This is a genomic window from Phytohabitans flavus, from assembly GCF_011764545.1.
GTDB classification, from domain to species: Bacteria; Actinomycetota; Actinomycetes; order Mycobacteriales; family Micromonosporaceae; genus Phytohabitans; species Phytohabitans flavus.
This window is the reverse complement of the sequence record NZ_AP022870.1, coordinates 5,740,506-5,758,046: the sequence shown is the minus strand read 5'-3', so window position 1 is coordinate 5,758,046 and position 17,541 is coordinate 5,740,506. Positions and strand designations below refer to the sequence as shown.

The window sequence follows — 17,541 nt, the reverse complement described above, 5'->3', positions numbered from 1 at the left end:
CGGCTTTCCCGGCGATAACATGCGGACGGCCACTGCCGTCCTTGCCGCCGAGGTGAAACGTGCTGCCGCGTTGCCGGGTGCTGATCGTCGACGACCACCCTGTCGTGCGGCGCGGGCTCCGGGCGATGCTCGAACACGAGGACTGGGTGGGCAGCGTGGCCGAAGCGTCCACTGTGGAGGAGGCCGTCCGCGAGGCGGTCAGCCACCAGGCTCAGGTCGTCGCCATGGATATCAACCTGCCGGACGGCGACGGTATCGAGGCGACCCGGCGCATCGTGACCCTCTGCCCGGGCGTCCGGGTGCTGATCGTCACGCTCTACGACGACAAGGACAAGGTGGCGCGGGCGCTGAAGGCGGGTGCCAGGGGATACGTGCTCAAGGACACCGAGCCCGACACGATCGTCGACGCGCTCCGCACCGTGGCCGACGGTGGCGTGGTGCTCGGCCCGAAGGTGGGGCCTGAGGTGCTGACCACGCTTCAGGGCACCCCCACCCAGCTGCCGCCGCCGTTCGACAAGCTGACCCCGCAGGAGCGCAAGATCCTCGCCGGCCTGGTCCGCGGCGCCACCAACGCGGAGATCGGCCGCGGCCTGCGTCTCAATGAAAAGACCGTGCGCAACTACCTCACCGGGGTCTTCGAAAAGCTGGGCGTGGACAGCCGCGTCCAAGCCGCCCTCCGAGCCCGCGACGCCGGCATCGAAGGCTAGGCCTCCCCACGGGGGAGGCACTACCGCCACTTCTGATACGACGACTTATTGGCGCCGTCCGGCCACGGGCTTCGGGACATGGGTACCTTCGATTCGGGACAGCTCCGGGCCAATCATGATTGCCATGACGTGGTCCCGTGGCGACCGCTCCCCGGCTTTCCGCCTCTCGCCGGCCGATGCGCCGGCCGGCCGGGATGAGCGGCGCTGGGTCAGCGTTCTCTTCGTGGATCTGGTCGGCTTCACCCGCCGCGCCGACCGCCTCGATCCGGAGGACGTGCGCGCCCTCCAGCGGGAGTACTTCAGCCGCGTCACCCGCGCCATCCGTCGCTGGCGGGGCGTGGTGGAGAAGTACATCGGCGACGCGGTGCTCGCCGTCTTCGGCGCGCCCGACTCCGATGAGTACGACGCGTTCCGGGCGGTGCTCGCCGGTCTGCACGTGCAGCGCGAGCTCGCCGGTCTCACCTGGCCCGACGGCACGGCGCTGCGGGCCCGGGTCGGGGTGGCCACCGGCGAGGTCGTCGTCGACCTCGCCGCCGTGCGCGACGGGGGACAGGCACTGGTCTGCGGCGACGTCGTCAACACCGCGGCCCGGGTGCAGACCCACGCGGCGCCGGGCACGGTCGTGGTCACCGCCGCGACGCGGGGCGCCACCGGGCCGTGGGTGCACTACGCGCCGCTTCCCGCGATCACCCCGGCAGGCAAGCCCGCGCCCGTCGACGTGTGGCGGGCCCTCGCCCCGGTATCGCCGGCCGCGCCCGACCGTTCCGTCCCACTCGTCGGCCGCGACGCCGATTTGTCCACTGTGGTCGATCGGGTGGCGCGGGCCTTCGGCGAGCGGGTGCCCGCGCTCGTCTGGGTGACCGGCCCCGCCGGGGTCGGCAAGTCCCGGCTGGCCCGCGAGGCGCTCGCGACGGCCGGCGCGCGGTGGTGGGTGGGCTACGGCACGCCATGCGGCGGCCGGTATTCGCCGCTGGCCGACCTGGTCCGCCGCCAGGCCAGACTGGCGGAGTCGAGCGGCCCGGCCGCCGTGCGCAGCCGCCTCCGCGCGTGGGCCGGCGACCTTGTGGCGTCCGGCGAGCTGGCGTCCGTCCTGGACGGACTCTCCCGGCTGGTTGCTCCCACAGCGTCCGCGCTGCCCGCAACCGCGGCGTCCGTGGGGCGTGACCCGGCCGTCGAGGCGGCGTTGCTGGCGGTCTTCCGGGGTGGCGCGGCCCGCGCCCCGCTGGCGCTGCTCCTCGACGACATGCACCTGGCCGACCCGGCGACCCGGGCGTTCGTGGCCGAGCTTCCCGGACGGCTCGGCCCCTGCCACTTGCCGTCGTGGCCACAGACCGCGCCCCTTCGGCGGCGCCGGCTGTCGTGCTCGGGCCGCTGGGGCAGGCCGACACCGAACAACTGCTGCGGCACCTCCTCGACCGGTCTCGCTCGCCCCGGCACCTGGCCGGGCGCCTCGTCCCGCTGTGCGGCGGCATTCCCGGCTACGCCGCTGAGTACGCGCGCGCGGTCGCCGTGGACGGCTGGCCGGAGCAGGGTGAGCCGCCGCTGCCCCGCGCGTGCGCGGTATCGCCTCCGCCCGCCTAGGCCGGCTGGACGAGCGGGACGCCGCGGTGCTCGGAGCCGCCGCGACCCTCGACGACCCGATTTCCGCGGAGGCGGTCGCGGCACTGCTGGACGGGGAGCCGGTCGCGGTGCGGGCGGCGTTCGCCCGGCTTGGCGACCTGCTGGTGCCGCGGCCCGGTGCTGGGTACGCGTTCGCCGACCCGGCCGTTCGCCAGGTCGTCTACGCGCGCCTGCCCCGCGCGGTGCGGGCCGGGCACCACTGGCGGGCCGCGCTCCGGCCTGGCCAGCCGGCGGCTCGGACCCGGCACTGGGTGGCCGCCTCCGCGCTCGCCCAGGCACTGGCCGCCAACACCTGGCGCTTCTCCACGGTCGCGGGTTGGCCGGGAGTTACCCAAGCATCGGGCGGCCGGCCCGCAGCGCCCGCAGCGGGAGCGGAGCGCGCGGCTGGCCGCCCGAGCAGACGGCTGGCGCGGACCGCGCCAGGGCCGGCTGCGCGATCCTCGCCGGGCTGTGCCGAGCCCAGAGGGCGAGCCCCGCTACTCCATCTCGAACGGGCCGACGTTTGTCTCCACCCAGTCGACGAGCGGGCGCAGGCGCCGCCAGTCGGCGCGTACGAGGTCGAAGGAGGCGCGCCCCTCCAGCTCCGGACCCGCGGCATGGCGGCGTCCGGCGGTCAGGGCCTCGTGCCGCATCAGCTCAAGGCGCGGGTGGTCGGGCGGGCAGCCGCGCGGCCGCGTCTTCACCCGGTCGCCGGCGGGCTCGAAGCCCTGGCGGGTCAGCGTCCGCACGATCTTCTCCAGCTCGACGCCGGTGCCGGGCGCGTCAACAGCGGCCCGAAAGCGTGCCGTCTGGTCGCGCGTGTGCGCGTAAAACCCGGCCGCCGTAAACAGGCCCTCGGCGTCGACGTGCAGGTAGTAGCCGACGCCGCTGGCCACCTCGAAGAACGCCCCCTGATGGGTCTTGTAGGGCGACTTGTCCTTGGAGAAGCGCACGTCCCGGTGCGGGCGGAAGACCTTTGGCTCGGCCCGCACCACGGGCGCCAGCTCCGCCGCCAGCGCGTCCATCGGACCGCGCACGCAGGTGTCGTACACCTCTTTGTGCGCGGTCCAGTACGTCTTCGAGTTGTCCGCCTCGAGCCCCTCGTAGAACGCGAAGGCCTCGGCTGGAAAGCCGGCGAACGCCACGGTCTAGACCGCGTCGCCGATCTGCACCTTGGGCTTCGGCGTGCGCATCCGGCGGAAGGTGATCGAGCGGGTGATCGCGTAGAGGTACAGCGAGCCCATCCGCTGGGTCGTCTTCGGGAAGCGCTCCCTGACCAGGCGCTTGACCTTGCGCGAGATCAGCACGGAGTCGACCACCACGCCGAGCGCCAAGGCCGCCCACAGCAGGTTGGAGACCAGGCGCACGGCAGGCGGCATCGCGGCTGACGAGCCGATCAGCACGATCAGCGCGCCGCCGAAGAACCACGTGCCCACCGTGCGCCGTGAGTCGACAATATTGCGCACCAACAGCCGCTCCGGGCCGCGGTCGCGGGCGAGCAGGTAACGCTCGTCACCGGCCCGCATGCCGGCCGCGGCCTCGGCCCGGTCCTCCCGCTGCTTTTCGCGCATCCGCCGATACGCCTCGCGGCGGTTGGCCGGGGCCGGCTCGGCCGCGCGGCGGCGGTTGGAGCTGACGCGCTTGGGGGTCTCGACGCCGAGCTCTTTCTTGCTCGGCGTATACCCCCTCGGGCGCGAGGGCTCGGTCTCCTCGCCGGACGAGATCACCTCGTCCGGCGACTCGTCCTCGACGACGTCGGCGGGCTTGCGGCGGAACAGTGACGGCACGCTCACGAGGGTACCGGGATCAGGCGCGCTCGGCGTGCGCGCCCAGGGCGGCCAGCTTCGCTTCGAAGTCTTCGTAGCCCCGGTTGATCAGGTCGACGCCGTACACCCGGGAGGTGCCCTCGGCCGCCAGCGCCGCGATCAGGTGGCTGAAGCCGGCCCGCAGGTCGGGGATGACCAGGTCGGCGGCGTGCAGCTTGCTCGGCCCGGCGATCACCGCGGAGTGCTTGAAGTCGCGCCGGCCGAAGCGGCACGGGGTGCCCCCCAGGCAGTCGCGGTACACCTGGATCGTGGCGCCCATCGAGTTGAGCGCCTCGGTGTAGCCGAGCCGCTGCTCGTACACGGTCTCGTGCACGATCGACAGCCCGCGCGCCTGGGTGAGCGCGACGACCAGCGGCTGCTGCCAGTCGGTCATGAAGCCGGGGTGCACGTCGGTCTCCAGTGCCACGGCCTGGAGCTCGCCGCCCGGGTGCCAGAAGCGGATCTTGCCCTCCGTGCCGGCGCTGCCCTCGCGCGGCGGGCGCATGTCGGTGACCTCGTACGCCCCGCCGACCGAGCGGAAGACGTTGAGGAAGGTCATCATGTCGACCTGCTCGGCGCCGTACACCTCGATGTCGCCGCCGGTGGCCAGCGCCGCCGCGGCCCAGCTGGCCGCCTCGATGCGGTCCGGGATCGGGCGGTGGGTGTACCCGCCGAGGCGGGGCACGCCCTGGATTTCGATGACCCGGTCGGTGTGCACTTTGATGATCGCGCCCATCTTCTGGAGGACGCAGATGAGGTCGATGATCTCCGGCTCGACGGCCGCATTGCGCAGCTCGGTCACACCCTCGGCCAGGACCGCGGTCAGCAGCACCTGCTCGGTGGCGCCCACGCTCGGGAACGGCAGCTCCAGCTTGGTGCCGTGCAGCCCGGTCGGCGCGGTGAGGTGCATGCCCTCGGGCGCCTTGTCCACGACCGCGCCGAACTGGCGCAGCGCCTGGATGTGGAAGTCGATCGGCCGCGGCCCGATGTGGCAGCCGCCGAGGTCCGGGATGAACGCGTGGCCCAGGCGGTGCAGCAGCGGCCCGCAGAAGAGGATCGGGATGCGGCTCGAACCGGCGTGCACGTTGATCTCGTCGGTCGTGGCGCTCTCCACGTTGGCCGGGTCGAGGACCAACTCGCCGTCCTCGGCACCGTCGCTGACCCGGACGCCGTGCAGCTCCAGCAGGCCTCGCACGACCTCGACGTCGCGGATGCGCGGCACGTCGTACAGCCGGCTCGGCGCGTCGCCCAGCAGTGCCGCCACCATCGCCTTGGAGACGAGGTTCTTGGCACCGCGGACTCGGATCCGCCCATGCAGCGGAGTGCCGCCGTGCACGGTCAGGACGTCATTGACGGTCAACGCACAACCTCCACCAGATGGCCCCTAGTGCGGCACTCTGCCCCCGATTGCCGCGCCAGGAGCATAGCGCTCCGTGACCTATCGGGCGGGGTGCACACCGCATGAGGTGGCACGAAACGGGGAGACCGTAAGCGTCGAGCTACACAGCGTTACGGCAGGGCGAGCATCTGGTCAAGCGCGACACGCGCGTTGCGTGCCGTGTCGGCGTCCACCGTGATCTGGTTGACCAGCCGCCCGGCGGCCAGCTCCTCCAGCGCCCACACGAGGTGCGGCAGGTCGATGCGGTTCATGGTGGAGCAGTAGCAGACATTCCGGTCCAGGAACATGATCTGCTTGTCCGGGTGGGCGTTGGCGAGACGCCGTACCAGATTGAGCTCCGTCCCCACCGCCCACGCCGAGCCGGCCGGCGCGGCGTCGATGGCCTTGATGATGTACTCGGTCGAGCCGACGTAGTCGGCGGCCGTGACCACCTCGTGGCGGCACTCGGGGTGGACCAGCACGTTGACGCCCGGCACCCGCTCGCGGACCTCTTCCACGCACTCGAGCGTGAAGCGCCCGTGCACCGAGCAGTGTCCCCGCCACAGGATCATCTTGGCGTCGCGCAGCTGCTCCGGCGTGAGGCCGCCATTGGGCTTGTGCGGGTTGTAGAGGACGCAGTCGTCGAGGTCGAAGCCCATCTCGAGGACCGCGGTATTGCGCCCCAGGTGCTGGTCGGGGAGGAAGAGAACCTTCTCACCCCGCTCGAACGCCCAGGTCAGCGCCCGCTTCGCGTTGGACGAGGTGCAGACCACACCCTTGTTGCGGCCGACGAAGCCCTTGATGTCGGCCGAGGAGTTCATGTACGTGACCGGGATCGTCGACTCCGCGATCCCGAGGTCCTCCAGCAGCTCCCACGCGGTCTCCACCTGGGGGAGCGCGGCCATGTCGGCCATCGAGCAGCCGGCGCCGAGGTCGGGGAGCACCACCTTCTGCGTGTCGGAGGTGAGGATGTCGGCGCTCTCGGCCATGAAGTGCACGCCGCAGAAGACGATGAACTCCGCCTCCGGCCGGGCCGCCGCCTCGCGCGCGAGCTTGAAGGAGTCGCCGGTCACGTCGGCGAACTGGATCACCTCGTCGCGCTGGTAGTGGTGTCCCAGTACGAACAGGCGGTCGCCGAGCGCGGCCTTTGCCCGCTGGGCACGCTCGACAAGCGTGGGGTCGCTCGGCGAGGGCAGCTCGCCGGGACACTCCACACCCTTCTCGGCGGATGGGTCACTGCCCCGGCCCAGCAGCAACAGGGCGGCACCGGTGCTCGACGGCTCGATCCACGTGGAAGTCACGTCCTTAATCATGCGCCCGAGCGCGGGCCCGACGCTGTGTCCTGCCACACTGCGGAATCATGCGTGTACTCATCTGCCCGGACAAGTTCGCCGGTACCCTGTCCGCGACCGAGGTGGCCGCCGCGGTCGCCGAGGGCTGGCGCGAGGCCGCCCCAGCCGACGAGATGGTGGCGCGGCCGCTGTCGGACGGCGGTCCCGGCTTCGTCGATGTCCTCGCCGAGGCCCTGCCCGGCCGCGTGGTGCCGGTGGAGACGGTCGACCCGCTGGGCCGCCCGGCGGCCGGATCGGTGCTGGTGGTGGGCGACACCGCGTACGTGGAGAGCGCGCAGGCGTGCGGCCTGCACCTTGTCGACCCCGCCGAGCGCGATGTCCGGCGGGCTACCTCGTACGGCCTGGGGACTCTGATCGCGCACGCGGTCGAGAACGGCGCCCGCACCGTCGTGGTCGGGCTGGGCGGTTCCGCGACGAACGACGGCGGCGCCGGCATGCTCGCCGCGCTGGGCGCGCCGCCGGTGGACGAATCCGGGTACGCGCTGCCGTACGGCGGTGCGGCGCTTGTCGCGGTCGCTGGGCTGGGCGACACGCCGAGGCTGCGCGACGTGGAGCTGGTCGCCGCGACGGATGTGGACAACCCGCTGACCGGGCTGCACGGAGCCTCGAACGTGTACGGCCCGCAGAAGGGCGCGACCCGCGAGGACATCATGCTGCTCGACTCCGCCCTGGAACGGTGGGCTGGGGTGCTCGAGGCACTCCCCACCTGCCCGTCCGCCGTGGCGAACGTGCCGGGCGCCGGTGCCGCGGGCGGCCTGGGCGCCGCGATCCTGGCGCTGGGCGGCCGGTGCGAGTCGGGTATCGCGCTGGTCAACCGCCTGATCGGCCTGGACGCCGCGTTCGACGCCGCCGACGTGGTGATCACGGGCGAGGGCTCGTTCGACTTCCAGTCGCTGCGCGGCAAGGTGGTGGCCGGCGTGGCCGGTACCGCCCGCGATCGCGGCCTGCCGTGCCTGGTGGTGGCCGGTCAGGTGAGTGCCGGCCGCCGCGAGGCCGCCGCCGCCGGCGTGACCGAGTCGTGGTCGCTGACCGAGCACTTCGGCAGCAAAGAAGAGGCAATGGCCCGCCCGGCCGACGGCCTGCGCGAGATCGCCACCCGCCTGGCCCGCCAGTGGAGCCGCTGAGGGCGCCGGCGGCGAACCGCCACCGGCGCCCAGGGAAACGCGGTCAGGCGCGCGACCGGCGGACGCCGAGCAGCGCGACCACCAGGCCGAACACGGCGGCGCCGGTGACGAACCAGATCGCGGGGTAGTACGAGTCCGGTACCGCGCCGGGGGTCGGGTGGGCGGTGGCGATCATCGCGCTGACCCCGGCCAGCACGATCGCGCCCCCGATCTGGAACGACGCCTGCACCAGACCGGACGCCAGTCCCTGCTCGTCATCTCCGACACCGGCGGTCGCCTGGATGTTGAGCGCGGGATAGGCGAACGCGAAACCGAGGCCCAGCAGCAGCATCGTGGGCAGGATCACAGCCAGGTACCGCGGCTCGCCCTCGATGCGCAGGAACAGCAGGTACCCGGTGATGAACGACGCCAGGCCGGCCACCACGAGCGGTCCGGTGCCGAAGCGGTTTATCAGCCGGGCCGTTCGTGGCCCTCCGAACGCCACGATCAACCCGCCGGGCAGGAACGCCAGCGCCATCGTCAACGGTGACCAGCCCAGCACCACCTGGGCGTACTGGGTGCCGAGGAACTGGAAGCCGAAGTACGAGCCGGTCACGGTCAGCGCGGCGAGGTTGGCGCCGACCAGCCGGCGGTTGCGCAGGATGCCCAGTCGCACAAGCGGGTGGGCGACCCGCCGTTCGATCGCCACGAACGCGGCCAGTAGCGCCACGACCAGCGCATACGAGCCGAGCGTGCGGGCCGAGAGCCAGCCGGCCGCCGGCGCTTCCACGACGGCGTACACGAGCAGGAGCAGCGCGCCGGTGACCGTCGCCGCGCCGGCGATGTCATACCCCCGCTTTTGAATGTTCTCCTGCACGTCCGACGGGATGAGCCGGATCCCGGCGACGAGCACGGCGAGCGCGATCGGCACCGGCAGGAGGAAGGTCCACCGCCAGCCCACCTCGGTCATCAGCCCGCCGAAGATCAGGCCCATTGAAAAGCCGCTCGCACCGCAGGCGGTGAAGAAGCTCAGCGCCCGGTTGCGGGCGGGACCTTCATGAAAGGTGGTCGTGATGATCGAGAGTCCGGCGGGCGCGGTGAAGGCGGCCGCGACGCCCTTGACGAAGCGGGTGCCGACGAGGAGCGCGGGGTCGTTCACGAGGCCGCCGAGGAGCGAGGCGACCGCGAAGATCGCGATCGACCAGAGGAATACCCGGCGGCGGCCGAGGAGGTCGGCGGTGCGGCCGCCGAGGAGCAGGAGTCCGCCGTAGCCGAGCACGTAGCCGCTGACCACCCACTGGAGGGTGGAGTTCGAGAGGCCGAGGTCGGCCTGGATGGACGGGAGGGCCACGCCGACCATCGAGACGTCGAGGCCGTCGAGGAAGAGCGCGCCGCAGAGCACGAGGAGCGTCCCCAGAGCCGGGGAGTCCAGCGCATCTGCTGCGCCGGTAGCTCGGCGGCCGCCGAATCGGGGACAGGGGTCGTTGCGGTAGAAGCCATGGGCCGGAAACTACGTGCGCGTGCATCTAATGCACAAGCAAATTATGTGGTAGCACACATCTGATAAAGTTTCGGCGTGTCCGAGGAACCCGGCGTCGTCGAGACGTGGCGCGCGCTCGCACAGCGCTACCACGACGCCTCCTGTGCGCTGGAGCGCGAGCTTCAGGAGCGGCACGGGCTGGGCATGAGCGAGTTCGAGGTGATCGACCGGTTGGCCGGCGCGGCAGAGGCCAAGCTCCGCATGCAGGAGCTCGGCGAGCAGGTCCATCTCAGCCAGAGTGCGCTTTCCCGGGCAGTCGCCCGGCTCGAGCGCGACGGTCTGGTCTGCCGGGCCCTGTGCGAGCAGGACCGGCGAGGGGTCTTCGTCGCGCTGACCGAGGCGGGCCGGCACCGGCAGGAGGCCGCCCGACCCACGCAGCGTGCCGTCCTCAGCGAGGTTCTGGGTGACCCTGATCTCAGGGGTGAAACTCACCTAGACTCAAAGGGCAGCCCATTGGGAATCGCCGGCCAGCGGGCTAGCGTTGCCTGATAAGTACGAACTATCCGCACCGGCACAGGGAGACATCCAAGTGACCACTCCGACGCAGGCCGAGTCGACCGAGGCCAAGGCCCCGACCACCGTTGTCCTCAGCGACGTCGCGGCGCAGAAGGTCAAGGCCCTGATCGAGCAGGAAGGCCGCGACGACCTGCGGCTGCGGGTCGCTGTGCAGCCGGGCGGCTGTTCGGGCCTGCGCTACCAGCTCTTCTTCGACGAGCGTTCGCTCGACGGTGACGTGATCAGCGACTTCGGCGGTGTCGAGGTCGTTGTCGACCGGATGAGCGCGCCTTACCTGTCCGGCGCGACCATCGACTTCGCCGACCGGATCGACGCCCAGGGCTTCACGATCGACAACCCCAACGCGCAGGGCTCCTGCGCGTGCGGCGACTCGTTCCACTAGGTCACCGTCCGACCCTCACGTTGCGTTTACGGGGCCACCGGTTCGCCGGTGGCCCCGTTGCGTGTCGGCGCAATGTCCGGCGGCCTACCACCGAGCAATCGGACGACTAACTGCACGGATACGGGTGTGGGTACGCTGTCCGCGCACTGCACGACCCCGTACCCGATCGTGAGGGCGCTATGAAGATCGCCGTTACCGGCTCGATCGCCACCGACCACCTGATGCACTTCCCCGGCCGGTTCGCCGAACAGCTCATCGCTGACCAGTTGCACAAGATCTCGCTGTCGTTCCTGGTCGACGACCTGGTCGTGCGTCGTGGTGGCATCGCTGCCAACATCGCGTTCGGCATGGCCCAGCTCGGCCTCCACCCGGTGCTGCTTGGAGCCGTCGGTGCCGACTTCGCCGACTATCGCTCGTGGTTGGAGCGGCACGGCGTCGACTGCGAGTCGGTCCACGTCAGTGAGGTGGCTCACACCGCCCGCTTCGTCTGCACGACCGACAACGACCTGTGCCAGATCGCGTCGTTCTACGCCGGCGCGATGAGCGAGGCCCGCAACATCGAGCTCGCCCCGGTCGCCGACCGCGTGGGCGGCCTCGACCTCGTGCTGGTCAGCCCGAACGACCCGGACGCGATGATGCGCCACTCGCAGGAGTGCCGGGAGCGCGGCTACCCGTTCGTCGCGGACGTCTCGCAGCAGATGGCCCGGATGGACGGCAGCGACCTGACCAAGCTGATCGACGGCGCCGCCTACCTGCTCACCAACGACTACGAGAAGTCGCTGCTGGAAAACAAGACCGGCCTCTCCAGCGAGCAGATGCTCGACATGGTCGGCATCCGGGTCACCACGCTCGGCAAGGACGGCGCCGAGATCACCGGCCGCGACATCGAGCGCATCCACGTGCCGGTCGTGCCGGACGTGCGCACCGAGGACCCGACCGGCGTCGGCGACGGGTTCCGCGCCGGCTTCTTCTCCGCCCGCTCGTGGGGCCTGGGCCTGGAGCGCTCCGCCCAGGTCGGCTCGCTGGTCGCCGCGCTGGTGCTGGAGACCGTCGGCCCCCAGGAGTACGAGATCAAGCCGGACGCGTTCCTCAAGCGCCTCGCGGTGGCGTACGGCGACGAGGCGGCCGAGGAGGTCCGCCCGCACCTGCCCTGAGCGTGATCGCTAGTGGGCGCGGCGCACGTCGAAGGCGGGTGAGCCGTCGACGGTCGTCGCGCCCAGGTACTCCTGGCCGCGCATCCGGCACCAGGCCGGTATGTCGTTGGCCGCGGCCGGGTCGTCGGCGAGGACGCGTACCACCGCGCCCACCTCGACCTCGGGCAGGCGGCGGGCCAGCGCGATCACCGGGAGCGGGCACCGCTGGCCCAGGCAGTCGAGCACGTGCTCCGTCACAGCCCGACCACTCCGGCCTCGGCGCGCAGGTCGGCCACGATGCCGGGCAGCTCAGCCAGGAAGCGGTCCACCTCGGCCTCCGTCGTCTGGCGGTGCAGCGAGACCCGTACGTTTCCGTGCGACAGGACTCCCATCGCCTCCAGGACGTGACTCGGGCGCAGCGTGGACGACGTGCACGACGAGCCCGACGAGACCGCGAACCCGTGCCGGTCCAGCGCGTGCAGCAGCGCCTCACCGTCCACGTACAGGCAGGAGAACGTGACCAGGTGCGGCAGCCGCGCCTCCGGGTCACCCACCACCTCGACATCTGGCACGGTCGCGGCCACCACGGCCCGGATGCGGTCGACCAGCGGCGCCAGGCGTGCCGCCTCGGCTTCCTGCTCGGCGGTCACGGCGCGCAGGGCCGCCGCGGCCGCGACGATCGCGGGCAGGTCGCGGCCCGTGTCCCGGCCGCCATCATCCGGGTACGGCGAGACCCACCGCGTCCCCTTGCGCACGACAAGAAGCCCCACGCCCGCCGGGCCGCCCCACTTGCGGGCGCTCGCGGTGAGCAGCGACCACCCATCGGGTACGGGTACGTGCCCCACCGACTGGGAGGCGTCCACATAGAGGGGTACCCGTGGGCCGCGCACGCCTCGGCGGCCTCGGCCACCGGCTGGATCGTGCCCACCTCGTGGCTGGCGCTGATCAGCGCGGCGAGGGCGATGCCGCCCGGCTCACCGCCGCGCGCCAGGCGTCGAGGTCGAGCCGGCCGAGCCGGTCCACGGGCACGCTCACCGCGTCCTCGCCGGCCTCGTACAGCACGGAGGAGTGCTCGATCGCCGAGTGCACAAGGGTCGGACCCACCCTCGCTCGCCCGCGCCGGGTGCCCTCGATGGCCAACCGCGCCGCGGCTGTACCACTTGGGGTGAAGGCGATCTCGTCCGGCCGTACCCGCAGAATCTCGGCGGTCGCGGCCCGCGCCGCGTCGAGGAGCTGGCGTGCCCGGCGGGCCCGCGTGTAGAGCTTTCCCGGGTCGGCCCAGCCGTCGTCGAGGGCGGCGAGCAGCGCCTGGCGTGCGACCGGGTGGAGGGGCGCGCCCGCGGCAGCGTCGAAGAAGGCCTGCACGGAAGCCACGCTACCCACCCCCACGACGTGTAGTAGATGCATGGTCGAGTAATGTGCCGGGTGCTCGCTAAGGCACTGCTAGGGAGGCAGGACCAGGTGATCGCAAGGGGTGCGCACGGCCGGACGGGTCGGGCTGGCCGGCTTGCCGGGCTCGGCGCCGGCGCTCTGGCACTGGTGTTCCTGCTCGGCGGCTGTGACGTCGGTTCGACGTTCGCTGGCTTCGGCTGGCCGGAGGGTGGCGTCACGCCGCAGGCCAACCGCATGTATGACCTGTGGATTGGCTCGGTCATCGCCGCTCTCGCCGTCGGTGTCCTGGTGTGGGGCCTGATCTTCTGGTGCGTGATCCGCTACCGCAAGCGGGGCGACGAGCTGCCGGTGCAGACGCGCTACAACATGCCGATGGAGTTCCTCTACACGATCGCTCCGATCCTGGTCGTGTGCGTGCTCTTCTACTACACCGCGGTCGTGCAGACGAACGTCGACGAGACCAAGGCCGAGCCGAAGGTCACCGTCGAGGTTGTCGCGTTCAAGTGGAACTGGCAGTTCAACTACCGCGACGGCGAGGGTGAGCACGCCAACACTGTGGCTTCCACGCTCGGCTCGAGCGACGTGATCCCGGTGCTGGTGCTCCCCACCGGAGAGCGCATCCGCTTCGAGGAGACCAGCAAGGACGTCATCCACTCCTTCTGGGTGCCCGAGCTGCTCTTCAAGCGCGACGTCTTCCCCGGCAACGTCCGCAACGTCTTCGAGGTCGAGAGCATCGACCAAGAGGGTGCGTATGTCGGGCGGTGCGCGGAGCTGTGCGGCACGTACCACTCGATGATGAACTTCGAGCTGCGCGCGGTGTCGCCGGACAAGTACCAGCGGTTCCTCCAGGCCAAGCGGGACGGCGCCACGACGCAGGAGGCGCTCCAGTCGATTGGCGAGGAGCCGTTGGCGACGAAGACCGAGCCGTTCGACACCAAGCGCACCGCGTCGAATTTCAACCCGTCCGGCGGAGAATGAGGACTGCGCGATGAAGACCGAGTACAAGATCTTCGGCATCGTGTCGGTGTTCCTGTTCATCGCCTGCGCGGTGTACGCGTGGTGGACCTGGTACGACATGAACCTCGACTGGGTTGGCACGATCGCGCTGCTGCTCTCCGGCCTGCTCACCACGATGTGCGGCGGCTTCTTCTGGTTCGTCTCCCGCCGCATCGACCCGCGCCCGGAGGACCGGCCGGACGCCGAGATCTCCGAGGGCGCGGGCGAGATCGGCTTCTTCAGCCCGGGCAGCTACTGGCCGTTCGGCCTGGCGCTCGCCGCGACCGTGGCTGGGCTGGGGCTTGTGTTCTGGATGGTCTGGCTGATCGCGGCCGGCCTCATCGCGGTGACCGCCGCGACATGCGGCCTGCTGTTCGAGTACTACACGGGCACCCGCCGCACCGCCGAGCACTAAAGATCTCTAGAGATCTCGATCCAAGACAGGGCTTTGAGCTACCGCGACGTCCGTCGTGGTCCGGACCGCTGCTCCCGCGGCCTCACCCATCGCGGTGCACGACCTCCCGAAAGATCTAGAGATCTTTCGGGGCCGGGGGCCGGAGGCCCTCGACCCACGCTGACGGGTCGCAACCCCAGACAAGAGACGCCGATCAAGCCGATGGCTTCGGATTCCCCTTGATCGCCGCAAGCGGCGCCGCGTCGCGCTTCGTCCGTGTCGAAAAATTACCCCTCCAGGGGCAATTTTTCGACACGGACGACCAGAGCGCCTACCGATCAAGGCCCTGCCCCTCCGGCAGAGCCAGCCATGCACGACCATCGCCTTGCTCGGCGCGGCCGGTTCTGCGTATCGAGTGCGCCGGGTGGACCGCGGCCTCAACCCCGGCCGTGCCGGCCGGGGCTGGGTTGTGAACGGCGGAGGGTGAGGCTGCGGGAGCAGCGGTCCGGACCACCGCGGACATCGCGGTAGCTCAAGTCGATTTCTTTGGCTGCCGTGGTCGGCGACCAAGCGCTCGGTCGACACGCAGGAGACGAGGCAGCGTTCTTTCGCGTCGGACTCGCGGCTACCCGAGCCGCCGCCGTCGTGGGTCAGGCGAGGGACTGGGCTAGCTCTACCCAGCGGTCGAGGGCCTTGGCGGCGGCGCCTGTGTCGATGCTCTCGGCGGCGCGGGACAGGGCGCCCCGCATCGCCTCCAGCGGGTCGCCCGGCAGGCCGGCGTGGGCGGCCAGCGCGGCGGCGGCGTTGACCAGCACTGCGTCGCGGACCGGGCCGGTCTCGCCGGCCAGCAGGCGTCGGGTGACGTCGGCGTTGAACGTGGCGTCACCGCCCCGCAGGTCGCCGGGCGCGGAGCGGGCGATGCCCAGGTCGGCCGCGTCCAGGACCATCTCCGTGACCGTACCGCCGCGAACCGCCCACACCCGCGTGGGCGCGGCCGTGCTGAACTCGTCCAGGCCGTCCTCGCCCCGCATGACCAGCACCGAGTCGCCGCGCTGGGCGAACACCTGGGCCATCACGGGGGCCATGCGGGTGTCGAAGCAGCCCACGGCGCCGGCACGCGGGCGGGCCGGGTTGGTGAGCGGGCCCATGAAGTTGAAGATCGTGGGGACGCCCAGCTCGCGCCGCGGCACCGAGGTGTGGCGCATCCCGGGGTGGTACCGCGCGGCGAAGCAGAAGGCGATCCCGACCTCGGTCACGCACCGCACCACCTGCTCCGGGCCCAGGTCGAGTGGAATGCCGAGGAACTCCAGCAGGTCGGCGGCGCCGCATGCGGAGGAGGCGGCGCGGTTGCCGTGCTTCACCACACGCACCCCGGCGCCGGCGACCACCATCGCGGTCATCGTGGAGATGTTCACCGTGTGAGCGCGGTCGCCACCGGTGCCGACGACGTCGACGGCGTCGGCCCGTACCTCCTCGGGCAGGTCGACCACCGCGGCGTTGGCCAGCGCGGTCTCCACCAGGCCATTCAGCTCGGCCGGGGTCTCGCCCTTGGCACGTAGCGCCGTGGCGAAGCCGGCGACCTGCACCGGCGTCGCCGAACCGCTCATGATCTCGCCCATCGCCCAGGCGGTGTCGGCGGTCGACAGCTCCTCGGCGCGCAGCAGCGCGGAGATCAGGTTGGGCCAGGTCCGCTCGCCCACGGAGGCCTCCAGGTTAGGTCCCTCGCCCCACCTGACGGCAGGGCGCAGTGAACGTCAGGCGGCGGCGTGCGAACGCAGCAGCCCGGCGACGGTCTGCCCGGTGGTCACCGGGTCCAGCGGGTGCAGCAGGGTCGCGTCGACCTCCGCATACGCCGCGAGCCAGCGATCGGCTGCCCGAGCGATCACGACGCAGGTCGGCGGCGCGTCCTCGCGATCGTCCTTGATCTGGCGGGCGATGCCGATGCCGCCGCCGGGGGTGGCCTCGCCGTCCAGCACCATCAGGTCGATCTCGTAGTCGTCGACCAGGCGCACGCACTCCGCGTAGTCGCTGGCCTCGACGAACTCCACCGACAGATCGGCCGCCGGCCGCGGCCCGATCGCGAGCCGCATGCGGTCGCGCACCTGAGGGTCGTCGCTGTAGAGCAGGACGGTGTACGTACGGTCGGTCATCGCGCTCCCACACTTCTTACCCGCGCTGGTCCTCGTCTGGCCGGCCCGCCTGACGAGGACCAGTGCCAACGAGACGATGTAGCTGCGGCCTGATCGTACCCGCCGTCAGGCGGCGCCCTCGGCCGCGGTACGGGCAGCCGCGGCGGCCGCCGCGGCCTCCTGACGGTCCAGCTCGCGGTCGATGCGCCGCGCCTCCCGCTCGGACTGCTTGAACCACTGGAGCAGCAGCACGCCGATCATCGTGACCGATACGAACTCGCCACCGGCCCACAGGATGCCGCCGGCGACCTTCTGGTCGCTCCACGGGTCGACCCAGGAGAGGCCGAGCGACGGGTACCAGTCACCGCCGAGCAGCGTGGTGCTCTGCATGATGGTCAGCCCCAGCACCGTGTGGAACGGCACAGACAGCACCATGAGCAGCGCCCGGCCCGGGTACGGCCACCGGCCCGGCAGCGGGTCGAGGCCGAGCAGCGGCCAGAAGAACAGACAGCCGGTGAGGATGAAGTGCGCGTGTACCACTTCGTGGGCGAACCAGTTCTCCAGCGTCAGCCGGTACAGGCCGGTGAAGTAGAGCACGAACGGGTTGGCCACGAAGAGCGCGTACGCCACCAGCGGGAACGACATGACGCGGGCGAACCGGCTGTGCACCACCGCCAGCAGCCGCTTGCGGGGCGCACCGCGCAGCACGCGCAGCGCGAGGGTGATCGGGGCGCCGAGGGCGAGGAAGATCGGCGCGACCATCGAGAGCACCATGTGCTGCACCATGTGCACGGACACCAGCGTCGTGTCGTACGCGTGCAGCCCGCTCACCGTCACCGCGGCGATCGAGCCGAGCCCGGCACCGATGAACAGCAGCGTGCGGGACAGCGGCCACTGGTCGCCGCGGGCCCGCAGGCGGTGCACGCCGTACAGGTACAGACCGGCCGCCACCACCAGCACCACCGCGATCCAGCTGTCGACGCTGGCCTCGGTGAAGACGGACGAAACGGTGAAGGGGACCACCCTTCGAGGCTAGGCCACGCAGGTCGGCGGGGTGCCACCGACCCACGACACGCCGTCGTAGGTGACCCCGACGCAACGTCGTACTACGAGGT

General features: G+C 71.3%; 18 protein-coding genes and 2 pseudogenes. 9 read left to right on the top strand and 11 right to left on the bottom strand.

What is annotated here, in order from left to right:
- The first annotated feature begins 59 nt into the window (after window positions 1-59).
- The 3 genes and pseudogenes from Pflav_RS25175 to Pflav_RS46195 all read left to right on the top strand — a co-directional run bounded on the left by Pflav_RS25175 (window position 60) and on the right by Pflav_RS46195 (window position 2,288).
- Window positions 60-707, top strand: coding sequence for a response regulator transcription factor (locus tag Pflav_RS25175; RefSeq protein ID WP_173038730.1), 648 nt, complete (start codon window positions 60-62; stop codon window positions 705-707).
- Window positions 601-1,995, top strand: a pseudogene (locus Pflav_RS48945) (adenylate/guanylate cyclase domain-containing protein); the annotation flags it as partial. The gene Pflav_RS25175 and the pseudogene Pflav_RS48945, both read left to right, overlap by 107 nt.
- 32 nt (window positions 1,996-2,027) lie before the next feature.
- Window positions 2,028-2,288, top strand: a complete 261-nt coding sequence (locus tag Pflav_RS46195; RefSeq protein WP_232071890.1) for a hypothetical protein — start codon at window positions 2,028-2,030, stop codon at window positions 2,286-2,288.
- Here the strand turns inward: Pflav_RS46195 and Pflav_RS46190 are convergent.
- The 5 genes from Pflav_RS46190 to nadA all read right to left on the bottom strand — a co-directional run bounded on the left by Pflav_RS46190 (window position 2,285) and on the right by nadA (window position 6,790).
- Entirely contained in the window at window positions 2,285-2,575 is a 291-nt protein-coding gene (locus Pflav_RS46190; protein ID WP_232071889.1) for a hypothetical protein, read from the bottom strand. The genes Pflav_RS46195 and Pflav_RS46190 overlap by 4 nt on opposite strands.
- Before the next feature lie 228 nt (window positions 2,576-2,803).
- Window positions 2,804-3,451, bottom strand: coding sequence for a DUF2461 domain-containing protein (locus Pflav_RS46185; protein ID WP_232071888.1), 648 nt, complete (start codon window positions 3,449-3,451; stop codon window positions 2,804-2,806).
- Between the two features lie 3 nt (window positions 3,452-3,454).
- Window positions 3,455-4,093: a DUF3043 domain-containing protein gene (locus Pflav_RS25165; RefSeq protein ID WP_173038726.1), complete on the bottom strand. Its 639-nt coding sequence runs from the start codon at window positions 4,091-4,093 to the stop codon at window positions 3,455-3,457.
- Between the two features lie 19 nt (window positions 4,094-4,112).
- Complete coding sequence (murA, locus tag Pflav_RS25160) at window positions 4,113-5,471, bottom strand: UDP-N-acetylglucosamine 1-carboxyvinyltransferase (protein WP_173038724.1); 1,359 nt, start codon at window positions 5,469-5,471, stop codon at window positions 4,113-4,115.
- Between the two features lie 149 nt (window positions 5,472-5,620).
- The gene (gene nadA / locus Pflav_RS25155) at window positions 5,621-6,790 is read right to left on the bottom strand and encodes a quinolinate synthase NadA (protein WP_173038722.1); all 1,170 of its coding nucleotides are present in this window, start codon (window positions 6,788-6,790) and stop codon (window positions 5,621-5,623) included.
- A 59-nt stretch (window positions 6,791-6,849) separates the two neighbouring features.
- Between nadA and Pflav_RS25150 the strand changes: the two genes are divergently transcribed.
- Complete coding sequence (locus tag Pflav_RS25150) at window positions 6,850-7,965, top strand: glycerate kinase family protein (RefSeq protein ID WP_173038721.1); 1,116 nt, start codon at window positions 6,850-6,852, stop codon at window positions 7,963-7,965.
- Between the two features lie 43 nt (window positions 7,966-8,008).
- On the opposite strand, the gene Pflav_RS25145 is transcribed toward Pflav_RS25150, so the two are convergent.
- A complete protein-coding gene (locus Pflav_RS25145; protein WP_232071887.1) occupies window positions 8,009-9,346 on the bottom strand; it encodes an MFS transporter in 1,338 nt (445 codons plus the stop codon).
- A 174-nt stretch (window positions 9,347-9,520) separates the two neighbouring features.
- On the opposite strand from Pflav_RS25145, the gene Pflav_RS25140 reads away from it, so the two are divergent.
- The 3 genes from Pflav_RS25140 (at window position 9,521) to Pflav_RS25130 (ending at window position 11,536) form a co-directional block, all read left to right on the top strand.
- Window positions 9,521-9,973 carry a MarR family winged helix-turn-helix transcriptional regulator gene (locus Pflav_RS25140; RefSeq protein ID WP_232071886.1) on the top strand — a complete coding sequence of 151 codons (453 nt, stop codon included), beginning with the start codon at window positions 9,521-9,523 and terminating at the stop codon, window positions 9,971-9,973.
- A gap of 40 nt (window positions 9,974-10,013) precedes the next feature.
- Window positions 10,014-10,382: an iron-sulfur cluster insertion protein ErpA gene (gene erpA / locus Pflav_RS25135; protein ID WP_173038719.1), complete on the top strand. Its 369-nt coding sequence runs from the start codon at window positions 10,014-10,016 to the stop codon at window positions 10,380-10,382.
- Between the two features lie 179 nt (window positions 10,383-10,561).
- The gene (locus Pflav_RS25130) at window positions 10,562-11,536 is read left to right on the top strand and encodes a carbohydrate kinase family protein (RefSeq protein ID WP_173038717.1); all 975 of its coding nucleotides are present in this window, start codon (window positions 10,562-10,564) and stop codon (window positions 11,534-11,536) included.
- Between the two features lie 9 nt (window positions 11,537-11,545).
- Here Pflav_RS25130 and Pflav_RS25125 read toward each other — a convergent pair whose 3' ends face one another.
- Together Pflav_RS25125 and Pflav_RS25120 are read right to left on the bottom strand one after the other, a co-directional pair.
- Window positions 11,546-11,773 carry a sulfurtransferase TusA family protein gene (locus Pflav_RS25125; RefSeq protein ID WP_173038715.1) on the bottom strand — a complete coding sequence of 76 codons (228 nt, stop codon included), beginning with the start codon at window positions 11,771-11,773 and terminating at the stop codon, window positions 11,546-11,548.
- A pseudogene (locus tag Pflav_RS25120) lies at window positions 11,770-12,922 on the bottom strand (cysteine desulfurase family protein). Before Pflav_RS25120 ends, Pflav_RS25125 begins: the two are co-directional and overlap by 4 nt.
- A gap of 54 nt (window positions 12,923-12,976) precedes the next feature.
- Between Pflav_RS25120 and ctaC the strand changes: the two are divergent.
- Window positions 12,977-13,885 (top strand): aa3-type cytochrome oxidase subunit II, encoded by a 909-nt coding sequence (gene ctaC, locus Pflav_RS25115; RefSeq protein WP_415624333.1) that lies wholly within the window; start codon window positions 12,977-12,979, stop codon window positions 13,883-13,885.
- Between the two features lie 10 nt (window positions 13,886-13,895).
- Window positions 13,896-14,318 carry a cytochrome c oxidase subunit 4 gene (locus Pflav_RS25110; RefSeq protein ID WP_173038713.1) on the top strand — a complete coding sequence of 141 codons (423 nt, stop codon included), beginning with the start codon at window positions 13,896-13,898 and terminating at the stop codon, window positions 14,316-14,318.
- 629 nt (window positions 14,319-14,947) lie between these two features.
- Here Pflav_RS25110 and trpD read toward each other — a convergent pair.
- The 3 genes from trpD to Pflav_RS25095 form a co-directional block, all read right to left on the bottom strand.
- Window positions 14,948-15,997: an anthranilate phosphoribosyltransferase gene (trpD, locus tag Pflav_RS25105; RefSeq protein ID WP_173038712.1), complete on the bottom strand. Its 1,050-nt coding sequence runs from the start codon at window positions 15,995-15,997 to the stop codon at window positions 14,948-14,950.
- Between the two features lie 54 nt (window positions 15,998-16,051).
- On the bottom strand, window positions 16,052-16,447 hold the full coding sequence (locus tag Pflav_RS25100; protein ID WP_173038710.1) for a helix-turn-helix domain-containing protein: 396 nt from the start codon (window positions 16,445-16,447) through the stop codon (window positions 16,052-16,054).
- Window positions 16,448-16,552: 105 nt separating this feature from the next.
- On the bottom strand, window positions 16,553-17,449 hold the full coding sequence (locus Pflav_RS25095; RefSeq protein ID WP_173038708.1) for a cytochrome c oxidase assembly protein: 897 nt from the start codon (window positions 17,447-17,449) through the stop codon (window positions 16,553-16,555).
- Window positions 17,450-17,541: the final 92 nt, after the last annotated feature.

Bases quoted from the DNA above. Each gene is read 5' to 3' on its own strand.
- Pflav_RS25110 (WP_173038713.1), top strand. From the start codon at position 13,896: ATGAAGACCGAGTACAAGATCTTCGGCATCGTGTCGGTGTTCCTGTTC.
- Pflav_RS25100 (WP_173038710.1), bottom strand. From the start codon at position 16,447: ATGACCGACCGTACGTACACCGTCCTGCTCTACAGCGACGACCCTCAG.
- Pflav_RS25150 (WP_173038721.1), top strand. From the start codon at position 6,850: ATGCGTGTACTCATCTGCCCGGACAAGTTCGCCGGTACCCTGTCCGCG.
- Pflav_RS25130 (WP_173038717.1), top strand. From the start codon at position 10,562: ATGAAGATCGCCGTTACCGGCTCGATCGCCACCGACCACCTGATGCAC.